Source organism: Kitasatospora sp. McL0602 (assembly GCF_052076145.1).
In the GTDB taxonomy this organism is placed as follows: Bacteria; Actinomycetota; Actinomycetes; order Streptomycetales; family Streptomycetaceae; genus Kitasatospora.
This window is the reverse complement of the sequence record NZ_CP197246.1, coordinates 5,888,504-5,907,574: the sequence shown is the minus strand read 5'-3', so window position 1 is coordinate 5,907,574 and position 19,071 is coordinate 5,888,504. Positions and strand designations below refer to the sequence as shown.

Sequence of the window (19,071 nt, the reverse complement as noted above, 5' to 3'; positions counted from 1 at the left end):
CCTCGGTAGTACGGTGGCACGGTAACGGCTGAAGGAGTTCAGGATGACCGCGATGGCCACCGACCGGCCGCAGATGCGGGTCGAGGATTTCGAGCAGATCGCCGCTGCGGCCCCCGAGACCGTGACGCTGGAGTTCATCAACGGACGGCTGGGAGTCAAAGCGGTGCCTGACGGCGACCACGGCGCGATCATCATGTGGCTTCTCCGGCAGTGCATGCAGTACCGGCCGGAGCTGGATCTGCACATCGAGCAGGGGTTGCGGGTCGAGCAGTACCGCAGTGGGTGCGCCCGCCCCGACGGGGTGCTGGCGCCGGTGGCCCACTTCGCCGGGCAGGGGGAGTGGGCGGCGCCCGAGGGAGTCCTGATGGCCGTGGAGATCACGTCCTACGACCGCGACACCGACCGGCGTGACCGGGTCGAGAAGCCTGCAGCCTACGCCCAGGCCGGAATCCCGGTGTACCTGCTGATCGACCGTGAACGATGCGAGGTCACCGTCCACAGTGACCCGCACGGTGGGAAGTACCGCACCGGGGTGACCCGGGCGTACGGCGGCTCCGTCGATCTTCCGTCCCCGGTCGGGTTCACTCTGGAGACGGAGATCTTCAAGACGTACGTGCGCTGAGCCGCACCCTCGGGGCCGCCCCCTACGGTTGCTCTAAGCGGTCGTCGTTCCCTCGGTAGCGGCTAGGAGAGCGGCCCGCCGGGTAGGCATACCCCCATGACCGACGCGCCACCGACGGCCACCTACCGCCTCCAGCTGCAGCCCGCCTTCACGCTGCGGGACGCCACCCGTGCCGTGCCGTACCTGGCCGCGCTGGGCGTCTCGCACCTGCACCTCTCCCCGCTGCTCGCCGCCGTGCCCGGCTCCACCCACGGGTACGACACCGTCGACCACAGCCGGGTCAGCGAGCAGCTCGGCGGGGAGGGCGCCCTGCGCGAGCTGGCCGCCGAGGCCAAGCGGCACGGGCTGCGCCTGATCGCGGACGTGGTGCCGAACCACATGGCGCTGCCGGTGCCGGAGCAGCTCAACCAGCCACTCTGGCACGTGCTGCGGGAGGGCCCGGACTCGCCGTACGCGGCGTGGTTCGACATCGACTGGACGTCCCAGCCCGGCCCGCCCGACGCGCCGGGGCGCGGCCGCCTGCTGCTGCCGCTGCTCGGCGGCCGGCTCGGCGAGGTGCTGGACGAGCTGACGGTCGAGGGCACGGCGGACGGCGGGGTGCTGCGCTACCACGAGCACGCCTTCCCGCTGCGGCCCGGCACCGCCCAGCTGCCGCTGCCGGAGCTGCTGGCCCGTCAGTGGTACCGACTCGCCTGGTGGCAGCTCGCGGGGACGGAGCTGAACTACCGCCGGTTCTTCACCGTCAACGAGCTGATCGCCGTCCGGGTCGAGGTGCCCGAGGTCTTCGAGGCGACCCACCGCACGCTGCTGCGGCTGCACGCGGAAGGCGTCCTGGACGGCTTCCGGATCGACCATCCGGACGGCCTGGCCGACCCGCGCGGCTACCTGCGCCGGCTGGCCGCGGCGACCGGCGGCGCGTACACCGTGGTCGAGAAGATCCTCACCGGCCCGGAGCAGCTGCCCGCCGACTGGCCGTGCGCGGGCACCACCGGCTACGACGCGCTGCGCCGGATCGACGGGGTGCTCACCGACCACGCGGGCGCCGAGCGGCTGATCGCGGCGTACCGGCACGACACCGGCGCGCCGACCGCCGCCGAGGCAGCCCGGCAGGGCCGGGCCGAGCTGACCGGCCCGCACGGCGAGCTGGCCGCCGAGCTGGAGCGGCTCGCCCGCCTCGCCCAGCGGATCTGCGCCACCGAACCGGCCCTCGCCGACCACCCGCCGCTGGCGCTGCGCGAGGCCCTGCACCAGCTGCTGACGGCCTACCCGGTCTACCGCCCGTACGTCCGCCCCGGCGAGCCCGCCCCGCCGGAGGCCGTCGCCGACGTCGAGGCGGCGCTGGCCGGCGGCGGGGCGACGCACGACCTCGTCCGGGACCTGGCGCTCGGGCGGCTCGGCCGGGGTGCCGACCGGGACGAGTTCTGCGTCCGGCTCGCCCAGACCGCCTCGGCCGTCGCCGCCAAGGGCGTCGAGGACACCGCCTTCTACCGCTGGAACGCGCTGCTCAGCCTGAACGAGGTCGGCGGCGACCCCACCCACCCGGGGCTGCGGCCCGCCGCCTTCCACCGCTGGTGCACCCACCAGGAGCAGCACTGGCCGCACTCGATGACGGCGCTCTCCACCCACGACACCAAGCGCAGCGCGGACGCCCGCGCCCGGCTCGCCGTGCTGGCGGAGCTGCCCGCCGGCTGGCTCGCCGAGCGCGCCGCGTGGGCGGCCGCCGCCGGGCCAGGACCGGACCCGGACGCCGGCTGGCTGCTCTGGCAGACGCTGGTCGCGGCCTGGCCGATCGGCGCCGAGCGGCTCACCGCGACGCTGCTCAAGTCCGCTCGGGAGGCCAAGCGGCAGACTTCCTGGACGGCCCCCGACGCCCGCTTCGAGCGTGCGCTCACCGACTACGCCCGGCGGGTGCTGACCGATCCGAGCCTCTGCCCGAGGATCGACGGCTTCGTCCGGATGCTCGCCCCGCACGCCCGCAGCAACAGCCTCGCGGCGGCCCTGCTGCACCTGACCGTGCCGGGCGTCCCGGATCTCTACCAGGGCAGTGAGGAGCCGCTGCACACGCTCGTCGACCCGGACAACCGGGCGCCGGTCGACCTCTCCGCGCTGGCTGTCCGGCTCACCGACTCCCCCACCGGGCGCCCGGGTGACCTGGCCCGGGAGAAGCTGCACCTCACCACCACCGCCCTGCACCTGCGCCGCACCCACCCGTTGGGCCCGTACCAGCCGCTGCCCGCCGAGGGCCCGGCCGCCGACCACCTGCTGGCCTTCGCGCGCGGGCCCCGGCTGGTCAGCGCCGTCACCCGGCTCCCGTACGGGCTCGAACACTCCGGCGGCTGGCGGGAGACCAGCCTCGACCTGCCCGCCGGGCGGTGGACGGACCAGCTGACGGACCGTACGTTCCCCGCCGGGCCGGTGCCGGCCGCCGAGCTGTTCGGGACGTACCCGGTGGCGCTGCTGACCGGGGAGGCCGCCCGGTGAGCGACTACCGGGCCAGCGACTACCAAGTCAGCGACTACCGGGTCTGGGCCCCCGCGGCCGCCCGGGTCGAGGTCGAGGTCGACGGCACCCCGTACCTGCTGACTCCGGACGGCCGCACCGGCTGGTGGCACGGCCGGGCCCCCGCCGGGGACTACGCCTTCCGGCTGGACGGCGGCCCGGCGCTGCCCGATCCGCGCTCGCCGCGCCAGCCGTTCGGCCCGGACGGGCCGAGCCGGGCGGTCGACCACGCGACCTTCGCCTGGTCCGACACCCCGTGGCGGGGCCGCCCGCTGCCCGGCGCGGTGGTCTACGAGCTGCACATCGGCACCTTCACCCCGGCGGGCACCTTCGCCGCCGCCGCCGAGCGGCTCGACCACCTGGTGCGGCTCGGCGTCGACTTCGTCGAGTTGATGCCCGTCTGCCCCTTCCCCGGCCGGCACGGCTGGGGTTACGACGGCGTGTCGCTGTGGGCGGTGCACGAGCCGTACGGCGGCCCGGACGGGCTGAAGCGCTTCGTGGACGCGGCCCACCGCCGGGGCCTCGGCGTCATCCTCGACGTGGTGCACAACCACCTCGGGCCCTCCGGCAACTACCTCCCCGCGTACGGCCCGTACTTCACCGACCGGCACCACACCCCGTGGGGCGCGGCCGTCAACCTCGACGCCCCCGGCTCCGACGAGGTGCGGGCGTACCTGCTCGGCAGTGCGCTGGCCTGGCTGCGCGACTACCGCGTCGACGGGCTGCGGCTGGACGCCGTACACGCCCTCGCGGACGACCGGGCCTGCACCTTCCTCGAGGAACTCTCGCTGGAGGTCGACAAGTTGGCGGCCGCCACCGGCCGGTCGCTGTGCCTGGTCGCCGAATCCGACCTCAACGACCCCCGCACCACCGACCCCCGCCAGGCCGGGGGCCTGGGCCTCACCGCGCAGTGGAGCGACGACTTCCACCATGCGCTGCACGCCACCCTCACCGGCGAATCGCAGGGCTACTACGGCGACTTCGCCGAGCGCCCGTTCGTCGCGCTGGCCCGGACGCTGACCCGGGGCTTCTTCCACGACGGCACCTGGTCGTCCTTCCGGGGCCGCACCCACGGCCGCCCCTTCCCCGCCGGGTACGGACACCGGCTGCTCGGGTATGCCCAGACCCATGACCAGATCGGCAACCGGGCCACCGGGGACCGGCTCTCGGCGACTCTCCCGCCCGGCCGGCTCGCCGCCGGGGCCGCCCTGGTGCTCACCTCGCCGTTCACCCCGATGCTCTTCATGGGCGAGGAGTGGGGCGCCTCGACGCCCTGGCAGTACTTCACCAGCCACACCGACCCCGGGCTGGCCGAGGCCGTCCGGCAGGGCAGGCGGCGGGAGTTCACCGATCACGGCTGGTCGGCCGAGCAGATCCCCGACCCGCAGGCCCCCGCCACGGTGCTCGCCTCCACCCTCGACTGGGCCGAGCCGGCCCTCCCCGAGCACGCCGAACTCCTCGACTGGTACCGCACGTTGATCAGCCTGCGGCGCAGCCACCCCGAGCTGACCGACCCGGATCTCGGCGCCGTCAAGGTCGCCTACGACGAGGAGCAGCGCTGGCTGCTGGTGCACCGGGGCCCGTACCGGGTGGCCGTCGCCCTGGCCGCCTGCACCGTCCCGCTCGACCTGCCGTACGCCGGGACGCTCGCGGCCTTCGGCGACTGCGACCCGGCCGGGCGCGGGGCGCTGCGGATGGGGGCCGACTCGGCGGCCGTCGTACGGGTCGGTCCGGCTGGACGGGCCTCAGCCGGGCGGTTCACCACAGCTGGGCGGTGATGCGCTCGCGCAGCGAGGCGGCGTCCAGCCCGTACGCGGTGAGGTGCTCGTCGATGGTGCCGTAGTGGCGGTGCTCCTCACGCGGGACACCGAGGCCGAGCACCCGGTGCGGGCGGTCGGCGAGCGCCTCGTGGACGTACGGCGCCGAGGTGCCGGCCAGGTAGGGCTCGACCAGCACGACCTCAGCGCGGTCACTGAGGGCCGCGCGCAGCCCGGCCGCGTCGAAGGGGCGGACGGTGGCGGCGTACAGCACGGTGACGTCCAGGCCCTCGGTCGCGGCGAGCACCGCGTCCAGCATCGGCCCGACGGCGAGCACCACACCGCGCGAGCCCTGGCGCAGCATCAGGATCCTGCCCGGAGCGACCGGCTGGGCGTGGGTGTTGCGGTGGGCGGAGAGCCGCACGTACACCTTCTCGTCACCGTCGGCGACGGCGTGCCGCAGCAGCGTCTCGGCCTCGTCGGGGTGGCCGGGCACGTGCACCGTCCAGCCGGGCAGGGTGTCGAGCAGCGCGACGTCGCCGGGCGCCATGTGGGTGCGGCCACCGGCGGGCCAGTCGTACGAACCGGCGGCACTGACCAGCACCGCGCCGACACCCTGGTGCCCGAGGTCGAGCTTGACCTGCTCGAAGGGGCGCTCGACCAGGAAGCTGGCGAAGGTGTGGGCGATCGGCCGCAGCCCGGTCAGCGCCAGGCCCCCGGCCGCGCCGATCATCAGCTGCTCCCGGATGCCGACGTTGATCACCCGGTCCGGGTGGCGCTCGGCGGCCGGGGCGAAGGCGGCTGCGCTGATGTCGGCGAGGACGACGGCCAGCCGGGGGTCCTCGTCCAGCAGGCGGGTGGTGACGTCGAGGAAGCGGTCGCGCATGGTGTCCATCGGAAGTTCTCCTGGTCCAGTTCTGGGGTTCAGTTCTTGGGTTCGACGCGGGCGACGACGGCGTGCGGGCGGCCCGGGTGCGGGGTGGTGTACGCGGCGTACAGCGCCTCGTGGTCGCGGCCGTCGACGGTCGCCGTGGACCAGCCCTCGGCCTCGAAGCGGGCCGCGATGCCGCCCCGCCAGCCGTGCGTGGCCGAGGAGTTGTCGATCGCGACGACATGCAGCCGCTCCAGCCCGGCGGCCCCGGCGAAGGCCACCGCCTCGTGGTTGCTGCCCTCGTCGAACTCGGCGTCGCCGATCAGCACCCACACCGCCGGGTCGGTCAGCCGCTGGGCGCGCAGGCCGAGGGCGGTGCCGACGGCCAGCGGCAGGCCGTGCCCGAGCGAGCCGGAGCCGATCTCGACGCCGGGTACGAGCAGCCGGTCGGGGTGGTGGCCGAGCGGGGAGTCGTAGGCGCCGAAGGTGTCCAGCGTCTCGACCGGGAGGAAGCCCTTGGCGGCCAGCACCGCGTAGTAGGACATCGGGCCGTGGCCCTTGGAGAGCAGGAAGCGGTCGCGCTCCGGGTCGGCGGCGGTGGCCGGGGTGACGGCCAGCACGCGGTCGTAGAGGACCCAGAGAGCGTCCAGGGTCGAGTTGGCGGCCGGCACGTGCTTCTCGGCGCCGGTCATCCGGGCGATCAGCGACGGGAGGTCCGCGAAGGTGTACTGCTGCTGGGTGCTCGCTGCGGAGGTCATGGGAAGATCGTGCAACTTCAAGTCGACTTGAAGTCAAGCGGCTATCCTGCGGTGGTGTCCCTCTCCCGCCACGACCTGCTGACCATCGGCCAACTCGCCGAGCGCAGCGGCCTCGCCACCTCCGCCCTGCGCTACTACGAGAGCCTCGGGCTGATCCACGCCGAGCGCACGGCCGGCGGCCAGCGCCGGTACGCCCGCGCGACCCTGCGGCGGGTCGCCTTCGTCCGGGCCGCCCAGCGCGTCGGCCTCTCCCTCGACGAGGCCCGCACTGCCATCGACCGCCTCCCCACCGAGCGCGCCCCCAGCACCGCCGAGTGGAGCGGTGTCGCCGCCTCCTGGCAGACCCGCATCGACCAGCAGATCGCCGAACTCGAACTCCTCAAACGGAAGTTGACCGGCTGCATCGGCTGCGGCTGCCTCTCCCTCACCCGCTGCGCCCTCTACAACGCCGAGGACCGCGCCGCGGCCACCGGCCCGGGGGCTCGCTACCTCTCCCCCGGCTGAGGCTCCGGGGGGCTCGCCGCCCGCCCGCGCACCGCTCTATGCTGCCTCCGTTGCCATCGAACAGCACGGGGGGAAACACGACATGACCACACCTCAGCAGGTATCGCTGGACTGGCTGACCGACCCGGCGGACGAGGGCCACGTGCCCGCCGACCTCCACCCCGAGATCCCGCACCCCGCCCGGATGTACGACTACTACCTCGGCGGCAAGGACAACTTCCCCGCCGACCGCGAGGCCGCCGAGCGCGTCATGGCGATCAGCCCGATGGTGCGGATCAGTGCGATGGCCAACCGGGCCTTCCTCCAGCGGGCCGTCCGGCACCTCGCGGGCCAGGGCATCAAGCAGTTCCTCGACATCGGCACCGGCATCCCGACCGCCGGGAACACCCACGAGATCGCCCAGCAGGTGCACCCCGACGCACGGGTCGCGTACCTCGACAACGACCCGATCGTGCTCGTGCACAGCCGCGCCCTGCTGGCCGGCGCCAGCCAGGGAACCGCGACCGTCGTCCAGGCCGACCTGCGCGACCCGGACGCCATCCTGGGCGACCCGCACGTCCGCCAGGTGCTCGACCTCGGGCAGCCCGTCGCGCTGCTGCTCTTCGCCGTCCTGCACTTCATCGACGAGTCGGACGACCCGTACGGCCTCGTCCGCCGGCTCGTCGACGCCCTGCCCTCCGGCAGCTACCTCGCCCTGTCGCACGGCACCGGCGACTTCGTCCCGGCCGCCGACGCCACCAAGGGCCCGGCGATCTACCGCAACGCCAGCGCCCAGCTCACCATGCGCACCCGCGAGCAGGTGCTCAGCTTCTTCGAGGGCCTCGAACTGGAGGAGCCCGGCATCGTCACGGCCCCGCTCTGGCGCCCCGACCAGCCCATCCTGCCCACCGACGCCGAGACCGGCATCTGGGCCGCCGTCGGCCGCAAGCCCTGAGCCCTGAGTTCTGAGTCCTGAGCCCGCAGGCGGCCTTTCTCGGACGAACCACCTGACACACCCCCCACAGCCCTCGTAGAGTGCGGGCAACGGACTCTGTGGGGGGTGCGGCACCAAGTGGCGGACGCAACAGCCAAGTTAGCGCGCAGACGGGCACTGTGGCTGTGCGCCGTCGTGCTCGCCGTCGGGTTCCCCTGGGTCCAGCTGCTGCTGGACGAGGCCGATCCCCGCAACGCCATCCTCCGGTGGCTGCGCTCCGTGCTCCTCGTACCCGGCTGGCAGCCCTCGCTGGCCCGGGACCACTTCTCCGCCGTGGCCGACTGGCGGTCCGCCATCGCCTGCGCCGGCCTGCTGCTCGGCTGCTACCTGCTGCCACCTCGGGTCCTCCCCAGAGTGGCCCCGGGCCTGATGCGCTGGACGGCCGCGCTCGGCACCGGTGTCCTGATCGGCCTGCTCGCCGTCCTGCCCAGCTGGTTCGCCACCATGGCCCTCCTCGACCTCGGACAGCGCGGCGACAGCGTGCTGATCGACCTGCTCGTCCGGACGGTGGCCTTCGGCGCCCTGCTCGGCCTCGCCGCCGGAGCTCTCTACCCCCCGGACACCGCCAACCGCAGTGCCGACGCCCCCCGGGCCGCCCGCCCCTTTCGACTCCCCGGACGGAGTGCACAGATGCCCACTCCCGCCCCACCCGCCGTCGGCAGCACACCGGGGGACGTCACCCGCTACCTCTGCGCCGCCGCCTACCGAGACCCGCTCTTCACCCGCGGAGTCATCGAGGACCTGCTCGGCGACGAACTCGGCGCCGTCGCCACCTCCCCGGGCCTCGATCTGGTGCCCGTCGCCCGGCACTGCCTGACCGCCCGCGAGCTGCACCACCGCCGCGACCGCCGCCTGGCCGCAGTGCTCGCAGTCCTGCTGCTGGTCGCACCGGCCTGGCTGTTCATCTCCGTCCTCGCCCTGATCACCCTGAACGGCGCCGCGGCCGCCCGTGGCATCAGGCGCGTCCCCGCCCCGCGAGGCAGAGCCCGGACGGGCACCACCACCCTCGTCGTGCGCATCTGCGCGCTCACCGTCGTCGTGCTCGCCGAAGCCCTCCTCGCCGCCATCGGCCTCGGCGCAGCGGGCCCGAACGGCCCCTGGCAGTGGGTCCTCGGCACCTACCTGTACGGCATCCCCGCAGTGCTGGCCATGCTCGGCGGGCTCGGCTACGCCTACCTCACCGTCCTGCGGCACGAGAGCGACGTCGACGCACGGCTGCGCTCCACCCTGCGCCGCCCGGTATTCGACCCGGCCGCGAAGCCGAAGCCCGCCCCCGCCGCCCCCTGGGCCGAAGACCGGCTGACCACCGTCGCCGAGGCCCAGAGCGGCAACGTGACGGTCTACAGCGGCTACACCCCGTTCATCGGCTTCTCCGCTGCCCAGACCACGTGGTCACTGACCATCCCGCTGCTCCCGGCCCGGCCCGAGGACACCGTCACCGAATTCGACACCTGGGAGATCCTGGGCGCGATCCGCAGCCGGCTGGCGTCACTCACCGACGCCGCCACCGAGGGCGGTATCGGCGGTCTCCTGCTGGAGGACCGCGTCTTCGTCGACGGCAGCACCCTGCACGGCGACCAGCGCTTCCTGGACGGCACGCCGTTCGCGCCACTCACCCAGCTCGGGCCGGAGGAGCTGCGGGAGGCGGCCAACCACCCGACGGGCGCCGTCCGGCACTACCTCGCCGCCCATCTCCCGCTCTGGGGCGACGACGTGGTGCCCAGCATGTTCCTGCACCTCTCCACCGCCGGGCGGACGCTGCACCTCCAGTGCGAGACGCATGTCCTCGGCCCGGTACTGCCCGACTACCACGCCGTCGACAACCTCCCCGCCGGGCTCAGCGACGAACACCGCCGGGGCCTGCTGCTCGCGGCCCTGGGCGCCGTCGGCGGAGCGGTCCGGGGTGCCCTGCCCGGCGAGTGGCGGTACCTGACCGCCCGGCAGCGCCGCAACAAGCGGCTCCTGCGCGACCATGCCGCCCTCCGGCACGACCCCGCCTTCGACTACGGCGCCCGGCTGAGCATCCGCGAGTCGGTGGTCGCCCCGACCTACCAGAACTACTTCCAGGTCGTGGACGCCGTCCGCACCCTCGCCAGCCTCAACCGCCACACCCTGGCCGCCGTACGGGAGTTCCTCGACGCGCACCAGGCGGACACCACCGACTTCCGCAGCCAGCAGCAGACCATCCTCAACCACGGCATCCTCCAGCAGGGCGGTGTCAGCATCGTCGGCAACCAGGCCGTCGGCACGGCCGCCCAGGCCGTCACCACCGGCGCCGGGGAAACCCCGCCGACCGTCGACATCGCGAAGAGCCCGACCAAGAGCTGACCGATCGTCAATCACCCGGAGGGAACGCCTTGTCCACCGAACCAGGCCCCGTGACCAACGCGGGCATCCAGCAGTACGGCGGCCACAGCCAGGTCGGCAACCAGGCCGTCGGCACCGGCGCCCGAGCCGTCGCGGGCCAGATCGGCTTCCAGACCGCACTGCCCGACCAGCGCGCCGACGTGGGCGAACTCATCGCCCTGATCCGCCAGTTGCTCGCCGACCACCAGGCGGTCCTGCCCGACCAGGGCGCCACCCAGGTGGAACTGCGCCGCATCCAGGAGGAGTTGGAGGAGGCGGAACCCCAACCCGGCTTGCTCCGCCGCTCGCTGGACCGGATCTCCTCCTTCGTCCAGCCGGTCGCCCCGCTGGTCACCGCCGTCGCCCAGCTCACCCAGGCCCTCCAGGGCACGCTGGGCAGCTGAGCCACCTCAGGGCCTGTCCGCCCCGGCAGCCTGCCGGGCCTTCAGCTGCTCCCAGAGGCCCGCGACCTGCGCGTCCAGCTCCGCCGGGGTGCCACTGTTGTCGATCACCAGATCGGCGATGTCCAGGCGGGCCGCGCGGGTCGCCTGGGCTGCCATCCGGGCCCGAGCCTCCGCCTCGGCCATGCCGCGCAGGCGTACCAGCCGGTCGATCCGCACCTCGTCCGGGGCGTCCACCACGACCACCAGGTCGTACAGCGGAGCCAGTCCGTTCTCGGTGAGCAGCGGCACGTCGTGCACCACCAGGTCGTCCGGCCCGGCGGCGGACTCCAACTCGGCGGAGCGGGCCCGGACGAGCGGGTGGACGATGGCGTTCAGCGCCGCGAGCCTGGCCTGGTCGGCGAAGACCAGCGCGCCGAGCGCGGGGCGGTCGAGCGCGCCGTCCGGGGCGAGCACGCCCTCCCCGAACTCCGCCACCACGGCCCGCAGCCCGGCCGTCCCGGGGGCGACCACCTCACGGGCGATCAGGTCGGAGTCCACGATCACCGCGCCGCGCGCGGCCAGCCTGCCGGACACCGCACTCTTGCCCGCGCCGATCCCGCCCGTAAGTCCGATCCTCAGCATGCCGCCAGGCTACCGGCCCGTACGCTGCCCCCCGCAGCCCGGCCCCGGCACGCCAACGCCCCGCGTCCTCCCGGCGAACATCGGACACCGCCCGGACGAACACTGCGCGACACTGGCCAAGGGCCGACGGCGAAGCGTCGTTCCGCGTGCCCGGCCACTCGATCTTGCCCGTTAGGGTGCCGTCGAGCCCCAAACCGCCGCAGATCGGAGCCCTCCGTGTCGACCGTGTCCACCGCCCTCTGGCCCGCCGGGCGCCGCCGCGTGCTGGTCGTCGGCATCGACGGCGTCCGCCTCGACCTACTGCCCGAGCTGCACACCCCGCACCTGGACTCGATAGCCGCCGAGGGCTTCCTCGCGCCCGTCCAGGTCGACGACGCGACGCCGACGATGTCCGGCCCCTGCTGGGCGACGATCGTGACCGGGGTCGGCGTCGCCAAGCACGGCGTACTCGGCAACCACCTCGGGGGCAACCGGCTGGACGTCTTCCCGGACTTCACCACCCGCCTGGCCACCGCCCACCGCCGCCGCACCTTCGCCGCCGGCGGGTGGGAGCCGCTCTTCCTGGCCCGCAGCGGCGGCCCGCTCTTCGCCGCCCCCGGCCGCCTCTCCTACATCGCGCCGCTGGAGGACACCCCGGCCGCCTGGGAGGTCTGCGACGCCCGCGTCGCCGCCGAGGCGGAGTACGTGCTCGGCCGCAGCGACGACGACCCGCAGGCGTCCTTCGTCTACCTGGGCGCGGTCGACGAGACCGCCCACTTCCTGGGCTGCGGCGAGGAGTACCGGCGCTCGATCGAGACCGCCGACCAGCACCTGGGCCGGCTGGTCGCCGCCGTCCGCAACCGCCCGACCTACGCCGACGAGGACTGGACGATCATCGTCGTCACCGACCACGGCCACCTCGACCAGGGCGGCCACGGCGGCCGCAGCACCCTCGAACGCACCGCCTGGATCGCCGCCACCGGCCTCGGCATCACCCCCGGCGCCCCGGTCGAACCCCCGCACCACACCGACGTCGCGGCCCACGTCTACGCGGCCCTCGACATCACCCCGGACCCGCACTGGACCCTCGACGGCCGCCCCTTCACTCCGCTCGGGCGTTGACCACCGGCGTCAGAGCTCGACCGACTCCCCCGCAGCCAGTTGGCGGAACTCCGCGCCCGTCCCGGGCCCGCCCTCGCCCAGCAGCCGCCCGTGCACCAGCTGCCCGGCCTCGCTGAGCACCGCCTCGTGGATGGCCAGCGCCCGTGCGGGCCCGGCCTCGCGGACGTAGTCGATCAGCTCGGAGACCTTGGACCACGGTGCGGCGATCGGCAGCAGCAGGGTGTCGACCGGCTGTGGCGGCAGGGTGAGCGCGTCGCCGGGGTGGAAGACCCGGCCGTCCAGCAGAAAGCCGATGTTGTGGACCTGCGGGATGTCGGGGTGGATGACGGCGTGCCACTCGCCGTGCACGCTGACGCCGAGCCCGTCGATCTCGAACGCATCGCCCTCGCCGACCACGGTGACGCGGGTGCCGAGACCGTCCAGCTGGTCGGCGACGGCCCGGTTGGTCCAGATCCGCAGCTGCGGGTGGGCCTCGGCGGCGGCTCGCAGCCGGTCCTCGACGAAGTGGTCGAAGTGCTCGTGGGTGATCAGGACGGCGTCTGCGCCCTGCATGGCCTCCTCGGCGGTGAACACCCCGGGGTCGATGACGATCGTCGTGCCCTCGTGCTCGACACGTACGCAGGCATGTCCGAACTTGGTGAGTCGCATGTCAAAAACCATACAGCAAGACTGCACAGCATTGCTGTGCATATCCGAGGTAGGCTGACCCCATGAACGAAGTCGACCCACTGGAACTCGCCGCCGAGCTGCGCACCGCCATCGGCACCCTGGTCCGCCGCCTCCGGGTCGACGACGAGCTGCCGCAGAACCAGGCGGCCGTCCTCGGCTGGCTGGTCCGCGAAGGCCCGCGAACGACCAGCGAGCTGGCCGGGCTCCAGCGCGTACGGCACCAGTCGATGGCCCGTACCGTCGCCCTGCTGACCGACTCCGGCCTGGTCGAGCAGCGGCCGCACAGCACCGACGGCCGAAAACTCCTGGTCACCGCGACCGAGAGCGGCGTCCGCGCCCTGCACGAGCAGCGCGCCCGCCGCGAGGGCAGCATCGCCACGGCCATCACCGAGCGCCTCACCCCGGCCGAGCAGCAGCAGCTCCGGCAGGCCGTCAGCCTGCTCGCCCGCCTCAGCTGACCCAAACCTCATCCGACCCGCGTTGGGCCACTCGGGTGAGCGCCCCATTCCTTCCCGGCGGCCCCCGCGTTGTGCAGGGCGCTCAACCGCACCCGCCCTCGAAGGGAACCCTCGTGACCACCGTACGCAACACCCTGCTGATCGCCGCCGCCCTCGCCGGCCTGATGTTCGGCACGGCGAGCAGCGCCTCCGCGTGCAGCGCACTCGACGCCGTCGGCGCCCTCGCGCCGGGCTTCGGCAACACCTGCACCAGCCGCTGACACACCCAGGCCGGCCGTCACAGGGGCGCGGGGCCCTGTCAATCAACTGCGTGCGCGAAACCGGAAGGCTACGACGCCGCGCCCACCTCTTCGCGCAGTCCCTCGCGGCGCGCCCCCCGCGGGCCGGGCACAACGGCGCCGACCGCGAGCGGCGGCAGCGCCACGTGCTCCGTCAGCCCGATCCGCCGGTGCAGCCGCCGCAGCGGCGCGGGCGCCCACCAGTTGAGCTCGCCGAACAGCGTCATCGCCGCCGGCACCAGCAGACACCGCACCAGCGTCGCGTCGACCGCCACGGCCACGGCCAGCGCGATGCCCATCTCCTTGACCATCAGCATCTGCCCGGCCGCGAACCCGGCGAAGACGATCACCATCAGCAGCGCGGCCGAGGTGATGATCCGACCGCTGCGTTGGAGCCCCAGCTCCACCGAGCGCGAGCAGCTGTACCCCTCGTCCCGGAGTTCCTTGATCCGGGACAGCAGGAAGACCTCGTAGTCCATCGACAGCCCGAAGGCGAAGGCGAAGACCAGCACCGGGATGAACGTCTCCAGCCCGCCCGTCGGGCTGAAGCCGAGCAGCCCGCTGAAGTAGCCGTGCTGGAAGACCAGCGTCAGCGCACCGAGCGAGGCCCCCAACGAGAGCACGTTCATCAGCAGCGCCTTGACCGGCATCACCACCGAGCCGGTCATCAGGAAGAGCAGGATCAGCGTCCCGATCGCGACCAGCCCGAGTGCCCACGGGCCCCGGCTGCCGATCTCGTGCTGGAAGTCGACCACCGACGCGGCGTCCCCGGTCACGTGCGTCTCCAGCCCGCCCCGGTCGGCCCGCAGCTCCCCGACCACCGCCTTGGCCCCGGCACCCTGCGGGTCGCCGTGCACCAGGACGTCGATCGTGCTGACCCCGCCCGAGACCGGCGTCACGGCCCGGACCCCGCTGACGCCGGGCAGCTTGGCGACGACGGAGTCCGCGTACGCCTGCGCCTGCGCGGCGCTGCCCTCGACCACCACCGTGACGGGAGCCGCCGCCTGGTAGGGGAATCGTTCCTGCACCGTCTCGGCGACCTGCCGCCCGGCGGAGGACGCGGGCAGTACGGAGGCGCCGGAGCTGCGCCAGTCCGAGCCGAGGAAGGGCGCCCCGGCGGCCAGCAGCAGACCGGTGCAGAGCAGCACCACGGGCACCGCCCGGCGCTGCACCCGGCGGACCGTCCGGGCGAAGAAACCCTGGTCGGAGACGGGCGCGGTGGGCGTCTTGACGCGGTGGCCGACGAAGCCGAGCAGCGCGGGGATGAGCGTCAGCGCGGCCGCCCCGGCGATCACCACCACGCTCACCCCGGCGGCGGCCACCGCCCGGAAGACCGGGCTGGTGAAGACGAACAGACCGGCCAGCGCCACGGCGACGGTCAGCCCGGAGAACATCACCGTCCGCCCGGCGGTCGCGAGGGTGCGCTCGACGGCCTGGGCGACGGTCGCGCCGTGGCCGCGTTCCTCGCGGAAGCGGTTGACGATCAGCAGCGCGTAGTCGATGGAGAGCCCGAGGCCGAGCACGGTGGCGATCGGCAGCACGCTGGTGTCGATGTCCATGATCCGGCTGAAGCCGAACATCGCCAGCAGTGCCCCGCCCACCGAGCCGACCGCCCCGAGCACCGGCAGGCTGGCCGCCGCGAAGCCGCCGAAGACGAGCACCATCACCAGCAGCGTGATCGGCAGCGTCACGATCTCGCCGAACTGGGTGTCCTTGGCCGTCTGGTCCTTGACCTCCTGCTGGAGCACCAGGTCGCCGCCGACGGTGGTCTTCGTGCCCTCGGCGTGGATCGCGTCGAGCCGCTGCGTCACGGCCTTCAGCTGGGCGGCGGTGCTGGTGTCGGCCATCCGGACGGAGACCAGGCCCGCCTTCCCGTCGGCGGAGGTGAGCGCCGGCCCGGCAGCGCCGTACGCGTCGGACACCGACACGACGCCCGGCAGCCTCGCCAGGTCGGCGCTCGCGGCCGTCACGGCGCCGCGTACGGCGGGGTCGCCCGCCGGTCGGCCGTCGACCACCGCGGTCACGGTGCCCTTGGCCGGGTCGGCGGCGGCCACCACCGAGGTGCCCCGGGCGGACTCCGAGCCACCGGCCGAGGTCGAGGCGACGGTGCCCTCGAAGACCCGGCCGCCGATCAGCACCCCGAGTGCGAGCACCAGCACCCAGAGGCCGACCACCCAGCGACGGTGCCGGTGACAGAACCTGCCGAGAGCCGCGAGCCGTCCGCCGACCTCGGGCGATGCCGGGGACGCGACGGACGGGCGGGGTACCGCTGCGTGCGTGTGGCGCATGAGTCCCTTAAGCCGTTCGGGCAGATCCCTTCCAAGTTAGGTGGAATCGGACCAATCCCCTAGAGGCTTCCGGTGCGCTTCATATCACAGCAAAACCCCGGAACTCGGACAAAAAACGAGCCCAAAAAAACGAACCCCCCACCCGGTCACCCGGGCGGGGGGTTCATTCAGCTACCAACCCTCAGCCGAAGCTGAGGACGAGATCAGCTCTGGCCACCGGCCAGCTTCTCGCGCAGAGCGGCGAGCGCCTCGTCCGAAGCGAGAGCGCCGGAGCCCTCGTCGCTGCTGGAGGAGTACGAGCCACCGGCAGCGGCGACAACGGCCTCGCCACTCTCGGCAGCGGCCTCGGCATCGGCCTCACGGCTCTTGATGACCTGGGCCTGGTGCTGCTCGAAGCGGGTCTGCGCCTCGGCGTACTGGGCCTCCCACAGCTCGCGCTGCTTCTCGAAGCCCTCGAGCCAGTCGTTCGCCTCGGGGTCGAAGCCCTCCGGGTAGATGTAGTTGCCCGCATCGTCGTACGAGGCAGCCATGCCGTACAGGGTCGGGTCGAACTCGACCGTCGCCGGGTCGGCACCGAGGGACTCGTTGGCCTGCTTCAGCGAGAGGCTGATGCGACGACGCTCGAGGTCGATGTCGATGACCTTGACGAAGATCTCGTCGCCGACCTGGACGACCTGCTCCGGGATCTCCACGTGGCGCTCGGCCAGCTCGGAGATGTGGACCAGGCCCTCGATGCCCTCGTCGACGCGCACGAACGCACCGAACGGAACGAGCTTGGTGACCTTACCGGGGACGACCTGACCGATCTGGTGCGTCCGGGCGAACTGCTGCCACGGGTCCTCCTGGGTCGCCTTCAGCGACAGGGAGACGCGCTCGCGGTCCATGTCAACGTCGAGAACCTCGACGGTGACCTCCTGGCCGACCTCGACAACCTCGGACGGGTGGTCGATGTGCTTCCAGGACAGCTCGGAGACGTGAACGAGACCGTCGACGCCACCCAGGTCCACGAAGGCACCGAAGTTGACGATCGAGGAGACGACGCCGGAGCGCACCTGGCCCTTCTGCAGGGTGGTGAGGAAGGTCTGACGGACCTCGCTCTGCGTCTGCTCCAGCCAGGCACGGCGGGACAGGACCACGTTGTTGCGGTTCTTGTCCAGCTCGATGATCTTGGCCTCGAGCTCCTTGCCCACGTAGGGCTGGAGGTCGCGGACGCGGCGCATCTCGACCAGCGAGGCCGGGAGGAAGCCACGGAGGCCGATGTCGAGGATGAGACCACCCTTGACGACCTCGATGACGGTACCGGTGACGATCCCGTCCTCTTCCTTGATCTTCTCGATCGTGCCCCAGGCGCGCTCGTACTGCGCACGCTTCTTGGACAGGATCAGACGACCCTCCTTGTCCTCCTTCTGGAGGACGAGGGCCTCGATCTCGTCGCCGACCTTGACGACCTCGTGCGGGTCAACGTCGTGCTTGATCGAGAGCTCGCGCGACGGGATGACACCCTCGGTCTTGTAACCGATGTCGAGGAGAACCTCGTCACGGTCGACCTTCACGATGATGCCCTCAACGATGTCGCCATCGTTGAAGTACTTGATGGTCTCGTCGATCGCCGCGAGGAATGCTGCCGCGTCGCCGATGTCGTTGATCGCGACCTGCGGGGTGGTGCTGACAGAGGTGTCGGTGGGGCTCGTCATTAGGAAAAGGGCTCCGGTACGGACATGAAGTCGTAGGTAATGCCACGCGGGGGCCCGTATCGCTCCTACCGAAAGCCGGACAGGCAAGAACACGGCCCACCGATTTGGTTACCCAAGAGGTGTCCGTCTTGCGACCGTGGGGTCTTCGACAGATGCGAGCGCGACCTGCTCCGTCCGAGGCGCGCAGGCCCGCAGCGCAACTTGTAGCATACGGGGACAGCCAGGCACGGTCAACGCCAGCGAGGCGAGGCCGGTACCCTTCCCCGGATGCCACCGCCCGGCGCACCCCCGTTTCCAGGGGCGATCCGCGCAGCAGCGCTTCCGCAGCCCCTACCCTACTTGACAGGTTTCATGATCTTGGCCACCACCCCTGACCTCCCGCCGCTCGCAGACCCGGACGAGGACGAGGGCGACGCCGTCCGCCGCGACGCCGCCCCGGCGGAGAGCAGCCGGGCCAGCCGCCACTGGTGGGACAGGAACGCGGACGAGTACCAGGACGAGCACGGCGAGTTCCTCGGCGACGACCGTTTCACCTGGTGCCCCGAGGGGCTGGACGAGGCCGAGGCCGGCCTGCTCGGCGAGGTCAAGGGCCTGCGCGTCCTGGAGATCGGCGCGGGCGCGGCCCAGTGCTCGCGTTGGCTGGCCGCCCAGGGGGCCCGCCCGGTGGCCCTCGACATCTCCTTCCGCCAGCTCCAGCACTCCCGCCGGATCGACCTCGGCCGGGGCAGCGAGCCGGTCGCGGTGGTGCAGGCCGACGCGGCGGTGCTCCCGTTCGCCGACGGCGCCTTCGACCTGGCCTGCTCGGCGTACGGCGCGGTGCCGTTCAGCGCCGACACCGCGGCGCTGATGCGGGAGGTGCACCGCGTCCTGCGGCCCGGCGCCCGCTGGGTCTTCTCCGTCACCCACCCGATCCGCTGGGCCTTCCCCGACGAGCCCGGCGTCGAGGGCCTCACCGCGACCTCCTCCTACTTCGACCGCACCCCCTACGTCGAACAGGACGCCGAGGGCCACGCCACCTACGTCGAGCACCACCGCACCCTCGGCGACCGCATCCGCGAACTGACCGCCGCCGGCTTCCACCTCCTCGACCTCGTCGAACCCGAGTGGCCCGAAGCCCTCGACCAGGAGTGGGGCGGCTGGAGCCCCCTGCGCGGCCACCACATCCCCGGCACCGCGATCTTCGTCGCCACGAGGGACTGAAGCGCCGGCCCCAGGGGCGCTTGATCTC

17 protein-coding genes are annotated in these 19,071 nt (G+C 72.8%); 11 read left to right on the top strand and 6 right to left on the bottom strand.

Translation table 11 applies throughout. From position 1 onward, the window contains the following. Positions 1-43: 43 nt before the first annotated feature. The 3 genes from ACR68M_RS26800 (at position 44) to treZ (ending at position 4,899) form a co-directional block, all read left to right on the top strand. Positions 44-622, top strand: coding sequence for a Uma2 family endonuclease (locus ACR68M_RS26800; protein WP_441246688.1), 579 nt, complete (start codon positions 44-46; stop codon positions 620-622). Positions 623-718: 96 nt separating this feature from the next. Then, positions 719-3,103, top strand: a complete 2,385-nt coding sequence (treY, locus tag ACR68M_RS26795; RefSeq protein WP_441246687.1) for a malto-oligosyltrehalose synthase — start codon at positions 719-721, stop codon at positions 3,101-3,103. Then, a complete protein-coding gene (gene treZ, locus ACR68M_RS26790) occupies positions 3,100-4,899 on the top strand; it encodes a malto-oligosyltrehalose trehalohydrolase (RefSeq protein ID WP_441246686.1) in 1,800 nt (599 codons plus the stop codon). The genes treY and treZ overlap by 4 nt, the downstream gene beginning before the upstream one ends. Here the strand turns inward: treZ and ACR68M_RS26785 are convergent. Further along, the gene (locus ACR68M_RS26785) at positions 4,880-5,773 is read right to left on the bottom strand and encodes a transketolase family protein (protein WP_441246685.1); all 894 of its coding nucleotides are present in this window, start codon (positions 5,771-5,773) and stop codon (positions 4,880-4,882) included. The two genes, treZ and ACR68M_RS26785, sit on opposite strands and share 20 nt — an antisense overlap. 29 nt (positions 5,774-5,802) lie before the next feature. Next, positions 5,803-6,507, bottom strand: coding sequence for a transketolase (locus ACR68M_RS26780; RefSeq protein WP_441246684.1), 705 nt, complete (start codon positions 6,505-6,507; stop codon positions 5,803-5,805). A gap of 54 nt (positions 6,508-6,561) precedes the next feature. On the opposite strand from ACR68M_RS26780, the gene soxR reads away from it, so the two are divergent. The 4 genes from soxR (at position 6,562) to ACR68M_RS26760 (ending at position 10,734) form a co-directional block, all read left to right on the top strand. After that, positions 6,562-7,011 carry a redox-sensitive transcriptional activator SoxR gene (gene soxR, locus ACR68M_RS26775; protein ID WP_441246683.1) on the top strand — a complete coding sequence of 150 codons (450 nt, stop codon included), beginning with the start codon at positions 6,562-6,564 and terminating at the stop codon, positions 7,009-7,011. A gap of 82 nt (positions 7,012-7,093) precedes the next feature. Then, complete coding sequence (locus ACR68M_RS26770; RefSeq protein WP_441246682.1) at positions 7,094-7,945, top strand: SAM-dependent methyltransferase; 852 nt, start codon at positions 7,094-7,096, stop codon at positions 7,943-7,945. 174 nt (positions 7,946-8,119) lie between these two features. Beyond that, the gene (locus tag ACR68M_RS26765; RefSeq protein WP_441246681.1) at positions 8,120-10,312 is read left to right on the top strand and encodes a hypothetical protein; all 2,193 of its coding nucleotides are present in this window, start codon (positions 8,120-8,122) and stop codon (positions 10,310-10,312) included. 29 nt (positions 10,313-10,341) lie between these two features. Further along, a complete protein-coding gene (locus ACR68M_RS26760; RefSeq protein ID WP_441246680.1) occupies positions 10,342-10,734 on the top strand; it encodes a DUF5955 family protein in 393 nt (130 codons plus the stop codon). 6 nt (positions 10,735-10,740) lie between these two features. Here the strand turns inward: ACR68M_RS26760 and coaE are convergent, their stop codons facing one another. Beyond that, the gene (gene coaE / locus ACR68M_RS26755; RefSeq protein ID WP_441246679.1) at positions 10,741-11,355 is read right to left on the bottom strand and encodes a dephospho-CoA kinase; all 615 of its coding nucleotides are present in this window, start codon (positions 11,353-11,355) and stop codon (positions 10,741-10,743) included. 216 nt (positions 11,356-11,571) lie between these two features. Here coaE and ACR68M_RS26750 point away from each other — a divergent pair, with 216 nt between their 5' ends. Continuing rightward, entirely contained in the window at positions 11,572-12,456 is an 885-nt protein-coding gene (locus ACR68M_RS26750; protein WP_441246678.1) for an alkaline phosphatase family protein, read from the top strand. Between the two features lie 9 nt (positions 12,457-12,465). On the opposite strand, the gene ACR68M_RS26745 is transcribed toward ACR68M_RS26750, so the two are convergent. Next, complete coding sequence (locus ACR68M_RS26745) at positions 12,466-13,104, bottom strand: MBL fold metallo-hydrolase (RefSeq protein WP_441246677.1); 639 nt, start codon at positions 13,102-13,104, stop codon at positions 12,466-12,468. A 62-nt stretch (positions 13,105-13,166) separates the two neighbouring features. On the opposite strand from ACR68M_RS26745, the gene ACR68M_RS26740 reads away from it, so the two are divergent. Both ACR68M_RS26740 and ACR68M_RS26735 read left to right on the top strand, forming a co-directional pair. Continuing rightward, positions 13,167-13,583, top strand: a complete 417-nt coding sequence (locus tag ACR68M_RS26740) for a MarR family winged helix-turn-helix transcriptional regulator (RefSeq protein WP_441246676.1) — start codon at positions 13,167-13,169, stop codon at positions 13,581-13,583. Positions 13,584-13,696: 113 nt separating this feature from the next. Beyond that, positions 13,697-13,843 (top strand): hypothetical protein, encoded by a 147-nt coding sequence (locus ACR68M_RS26735; protein WP_441246675.1) that lies wholly within the window; start codon positions 13,697-13,699, stop codon positions 13,841-13,843. Between the two features lie 68 nt (positions 13,844-13,911). Here ACR68M_RS26735 and ACR68M_RS26730 read toward each other — a convergent pair whose 3' ends face one another. Both ACR68M_RS26730 and rpsA read right to left on the bottom strand, forming a co-directional pair. Next, positions 13,912-16,035: an MMPL family transporter gene (locus tag ACR68M_RS26730; protein ID WP_441246674.1), complete on the bottom strand. Its 2,124-nt coding sequence runs from the start codon at positions 16,033-16,035 to the stop codon at positions 13,912-13,914. A 317-nt stretch (positions 16,036-16,352) separates the two neighbouring features. Then, positions 16,353-17,843, bottom strand: a complete 1,491-nt coding sequence (rpsA, locus tag ACR68M_RS26725) for a 30S ribosomal protein S1 (RefSeq protein WP_441246673.1) — start codon at positions 17,841-17,843, stop codon at positions 16,353-16,355. Between the two features lie 351 nt (positions 17,844-18,194). On the opposite strand from rpsA, the gene ACR68M_RS26720 reads away from it, so the two are divergent. Continuing rightward, on the top strand, positions 18,195-19,043 hold the full coding sequence (locus ACR68M_RS26720) for a class I SAM-dependent methyltransferase (protein WP_441246672.1): 849 nt from the start codon (positions 18,195-18,197) through the stop codon (positions 19,041-19,043). Positions 19,044-19,071: the final 28 nt, after the last annotated feature.